We start from the raw sequence: 4,938 nt of genomic DNA, 5'->3' as shown, positions 1-4,938 counted from the left end.
GGCTGCTCTCTGAGCAATCCTCTTATGTGACGGGGTCTACGCTGAGTGTTGATGGCGGAATGGCCGCGGGCTGAAGCTAGGAACGTCTGGATATGAACCGCATATACAACGGGTGTACCTACCCGTTGTATATTCGATTGGCGTTTAACGGTTATAGGATTCTGAGTCACAGCTAAGGGCTTCAAGAAATGAGACGATGTTATCGACTTCATCATCAGTCAGTTGATACTTCTCTTCATATTCAGATCCAGAAACCGTTGGGAATGAGCGGTACACGGCGGTGACGCCCAATACACTGGCTTCGCTGAATTTCGGCCCCGTCTGTCGTATCCGCTGCCTGGTTGTCACACCCTACGTGCTTGGGCAGCGGAATAGGCACATCGTTGTCAGTTTTCCATGAGTGGCTACAATACCGAGTATGGAATTCTCGATTACATTTATTCAGCTTTTCTTCTGGGGTGTCTATCTCGCCGCCCCGATTCTGTTGATGCTTTGCACGCTGATTATCATTGTGGGGCAGGTGGTTGGGCGTCTTGAAGGCTGGGGGCGGTTTAACGCGTTGTACTGGTCATTTATTACCGCACTGACCGTGGGGTATGGTGATATTCGCCCGGTGAGAAAGAGTGCCAAGGTGCTGGCGATCGTGATCGCGTTTCTGGGCATTATGCTAACCGGTATTTTCGTCGCGATTACCGTGGCTACCGCCTCTTCAGCCTTTCATCAAAGTATCGATCCGGATGTATTGAAGGGTATTCAAGAGCGCTTTAAGAAAGATGTGCTGGATGAATCCAACGGAGCGTGAAGAAGGGAAGGCTTCACGCGCCGACAGAGTCATATAAAACTTATTGATCGTTTTTATCGCCGTGGTAACGCTGATACACGTCTGCTGGCAGGTTACTGTATGCGCTGATGTTGTCGTCCATCAGCAGATCGCGTGCACTTTCGGCATACGCTGAACCGGCAGACAAACCAAACATGAGTACCAACATGCTCATCAAAATCTTCATGATGTTTCTCCAACTTCTCTCTCGTCTCAGGGGTAGAGTAGATGGGGTTACTGAAACAGAAATGAAAAACCGCAGGCGTTTTAATAACTTCTGGCACCAAGGATATTGATGGCTTTGTGGGAAGCGAAAGGAAAAGGGCGGCACTCAGGGCAATATTGGCGGCGTATAAGGGCGCAGTAAACAACACCCTCGTGGCATCGGGTAAAAATGGAGTACCTAGCCCAGATCGACCGGAATGGCCGTTTCATACTTCACTTCACGTAACGCAAAGTTGGATTTCACCTGATTCACACCCGGCAGGGTGAAGATCTTTTCGCTGAGAAAGGTATCGTAGGCGGCCATGTTAGGGATCACCACGCGCAGTACATAGTCCGCATTTCCCGTCACTGCGTAGCATTGCAGCACCTCCGGGAAAGACTGCACGGCTGCCTCAAACTCTTTGTTGTGGTCTTGCTGGTGGCGAATCAGTGTCACCATGATCATCACGCAGAGCCCGTATCCCAAAGCCTCTGGATCAACCAGCGTTGTATGCCTCTTCAGAATGCCACGTTCATCCAATGATTTAACGCGACGCCAGCACGCTGCCGTGGATAATCCGACCTGATCGGCCAGGTGCTGGTTAGAGATGCGGCCATCGTCCTGCAGAATCTTGAGGATGTGGCGGTCATAACGGTCCAGTTCTTCTGACATGAATTCGCGATCTCTTTAGGATTCGAAAGAATCTTTCGTATATTGGCGGTTATTGTTTTGAATATTTCATAATAATCCTGATCTGCTATGTAATTTGCAAGCACCTTTCGTCATAAAACTCATAGACTATTTCTCATTCCTACGGCAATTGACATAAATCAATTTCGGTCAGTTAGCCGCATAACAATAAGAAACAGTTTGCTGAGGTGTATGGCATGAGCCATAAAACGGGCCACGTAGATTCACTGGACGACTACTCTCTGAACGACCGTTACACGCGTGAAACCGGTCGTGTTTTTCTGACCGGCACACAGGCGCTGGTACGTTTACCCCTGATGCAGCGTCAGCTGGATCGCAAGAACAAACTGAACACCGCTGGCTTTATCAGTGGCTATCGTGGATCACCGCTGGGTGGATACGATCAGGCGCTATGGCAGGCCAAAACCCTTCTTAAAGACCACGATATCGATTTTGTACCGGCGATCAACGAAGAGCTGGGTGCCACCATGGTGCTGGGTACGCAGCAGGTTGAAACCGACGATGATAAAAATGTCGATGGAGTATTTGGTATCTGGTACGGCAAAGGCCCGGGTGTTGACCGTGCTGCCGATGCCCTGAAACACGGCAACACCTACGGTAGCTCACCGAACGGTGGTGTGTTGGTTGTCGCAGGTGATGACCACGGTTGTGTGTCCTCCAGTATGCCGCATCAGTCTGACGTGGCGTTCATGGCGTGGTTCATGCCCACCATCAATCCTGCGAGCATCTCTGAATATTTCGAGTTTGGCCTTTGGGGTTTTGCCATGTCCCGCTACAGCGGTATGTGGACCGGTTTTAAGGCGATCTCTGAAACCGTTGAAAGTGCAGCGTCCGTCAATATCGATGAGCTGCCTACGTTCAAGATTCCTGAAGACTTTGAAGCACCGGAAGGTGGTTTGCACTACCGCTGGCCGGATCTGCCGGGACCGCAGCTGGAAACCCGTATCGAGCATAAGCTCGCAGCCGTAGCCGCGTTTGCCCGCGCCAACCCTATCGATAAACGTATCTACGACACACAGGATGCCCGTTTCGGTATCGTCACCACCGGTAAAGCCCATCTGGATCTGATGGCCGCGCTGGAGCTGCTGGGTCTGGACGAAGAGAAGTGCCGGGCGCTGGGCCTGGATATCTACAAAGTGGGTCTGGTATGGCCGCTGGAGCGCAGCGGTGCGATGGATTTCGTGCGCGGCAAGCAGGAAGTGCTGGTTGTTGAAGAGAAGCGCGGCATTATCGAAAGCCAGATCAAAGAATATATGTCGGCACCGGACGAGACGATCAACGTCACCGTTGTGGGCAAAAAAGATGAAAATGGCGAACCGCTGATCCCGTATGTGGGTGAGCTGGGGCCGAACATGCTGGCGCGCTATGTGGCAGACCGCATCACCCAGCTGTTGGGGTCGGATTTCCGTGAGAAGCTGGCCGAAGTGGGTGTCCGTGGTAGCACCGTATGTGATCCGGGTGGCGTACGCCGTTTGCCATACTTCTGCTCCGGTTGCCCACACAACTCCTCTACCAAAGTACCTGAAGGTAGCCGCGCACAAGCGGGTATCGGCTGTCACTTCATGGCATCGTGGATGAACCGCAAAACTGAGTCTTTGATTCAGATGGGTGGCGAGGGTGTGAACTGGATCTCCAAATCCCGTTACCTCGAAAACAAACACGTTTTCCAGAACTTGGGCGAAGGCACGTACTTCCACTCAGGTTCTCTGGCGATCCGTCAGTCGCTGGCGGCGAATGCCAACATTACCTACAAGATTCTGTTTAACGATGCCGTGGCGATGACCGGTGGACAGCCGGTGGACGGTGTGATCACTGTGCCGGCGATTGCCAATCAGGTGTTTGCCGAAGGCGTTCAACGGATCGCAATTTTGAGCGACGAGCCGGAGAAGTTCAGCGATAAAAGCATCTTCCCGTCCGTGGCTACCTTTCATCACCGTGATGAGCTGGACACAATCCAGCGAGAACTGCGGGACATTCAGGGTGTGACCGTACTGATCTACGACCAGACCTGTGCCGCAGAAAAACGTCGCCGCCGTAAGCGCGGCCAGTTCCCTGATCCGCAGCGCCGTGCCTTCATCAACCACAATGTGTGTGAAGGCTGTGGTGACTGCTCACAGAAATCCAACTGTCTGTCGGTGATCCCGCGTGAGACAGAGCAGGGCCGTAAGCGTCGTATCGACCAGTCTTCCTGCAACAAGGACTTCTCCTGTGTATCCGGGTTCTGCCCAAGCTTCGTCACCATCGAAGGTGGTCAGCTGCGCAAAGGCGGCGGTGTCTCTATCGGTGAAGCGTTTAACCAGAAACTGGCGGCACTGCCGTTGCCTCAGCTGAATGAACTCACAAGCAGTTACAACCTGCTGGTGGGTGGTGTCGGCGGTACCGGTGTTGTGACTGTTGGGGCGCTGATCACCATGGCAGCGCATCTGGAATCTAAAGGTGCAACCGTACTGGACTTCATGGGCTTTGCACAGAAGGGCGGTACCGTACTGAGTTACGTACGTCTGGCGCCACAGCCGAAAGATATCCATCAGGTACGGATCGAAACCGGTCAGGCCGATGCCATGATCGCCTGCGATATGGTCGTGGCAACCTCTGACAAAGCCTTGAGCGTGCTGCGTAAGGATCACAGCCGTGCGGTACTGAATCTGGCTGAGATCGCGACCGCAGACAACGTGCTGTATCGCGATGCCGATATGAAATCGACCCGCCGTGTACGTATTTTGGGTGAAGCCGTTGGCGATGATCGTATGGAGTCTATTGATGCCAACCGTCTGGCGGAAACCCTGCTGGGCGATACCGTCTTCTCCAACGTGATGATGTTGGGCTTTGCATGGCAGTCCGGTCTGGTGCCGGTATCGCTGGATGCCTTGCAGAAAGCGATTGAGTTGAACGGTGTGGCAATAGAGAAGAACAAAACCGCCTTTAACTGGGGCCGTTTGGCTGCCGTTGATGCGGAGTTTGTTCAGCAGTCGGCCGGTGGCCACAAGCCAGCGCCAGAACTGACACTAGAGACTCAGATTGAGCGTAACACTGCGTTCCTGACCAAGTACCAGGATGCCAAATACGCGGCGCGTTACCGTGATTTGGTGAGCAAAGTATCGGGTGCAGAGGCAGCACTGGGTGTGGACTCTCAGGCCCTGACCGAAGCGGTGTCTAAACAGCTGTTCCGTCTGATGGCGTATAAAGACGAGTACGAAGTGGC

At 53.1% G+C, this 4,938-nt stretch carries 5 protein-coding genes; 2 read left to right on the top strand and 3 right to left on the bottom strand.

What is annotated here, in order from left to right; genetic code table 11:
* Positions 1–144 precede the first annotated feature (144 nt).
* Positions 145–348 carry a hypothetical protein gene (locus ABYW01_RS14025; protein WP_372833739.1) on the bottom strand — a complete coding sequence of 68 codons (204 nt, stop codon included), beginning with the start codon at positions 346–348 and terminating at the stop codon, positions 145–147.
* Positions 349–418: 70 nt separating this feature from the next.
* On the opposite strand from ABYW01_RS14025, the gene ABYW01_RS14020 reads away from it, so the two are divergent.
* On the top strand, positions 419–802 hold the full coding sequence (locus tag ABYW01_RS14020) for a potassium channel family protein (RefSeq protein WP_372833737.1): 384 nt from the start codon (positions 419–421) through the stop codon (positions 800–802).
* Positions 803–842: 40 nt separating this feature from the next.
* On the opposite strand, the gene ABYW01_RS14015 is transcribed toward ABYW01_RS14020, so the two are convergent.
* Both ABYW01_RS14015 and ABYW01_RS14010 read right to left on the bottom strand, forming a co-directional pair.
* Positions 843–1,007 (bottom strand): hypothetical protein, encoded by a 165-nt coding sequence (locus ABYW01_RS14015; protein ID WP_372833734.1) that lies wholly within the window; start codon positions 1,005–1,007, stop codon positions 843–845.
* A gap of 216 nt (positions 1,008–1,223) precedes the next feature.
* Complete coding sequence (locus tag ABYW01_RS14010) at positions 1,224–1,697, bottom strand: Lrp/AsnC family transcriptional regulator (protein WP_372833731.1); 474 nt, start codon at positions 1,695–1,697, stop codon at positions 1,224–1,226.
* A gap of 215 nt (positions 1,698–1,912) precedes the next feature.
* Between ABYW01_RS14010 and ABYW01_RS14005 the strand changes: the two genes are divergently transcribed.
* A partial coding sequence (locus tag ABYW01_RS14005; protein WP_372833729.1) for an indolepyruvate ferredoxin oxidoreductase family protein occupies positions 1,913–4,938 on the top strand: 3,026 nt, incomplete at its 3' end.

The sequence above is a fragment of the Pontibacterium sp. genome, assembly GCF_041587635.1.
Lineage (GTDB): Bacteria > Pseudomonadota > Gammaproteobacteria > Pseudomonadales > Balneatricaceae > Pontibacterium.
This window is presented reverse-complemented; position numbering and strand designations above follow the sequence as displayed.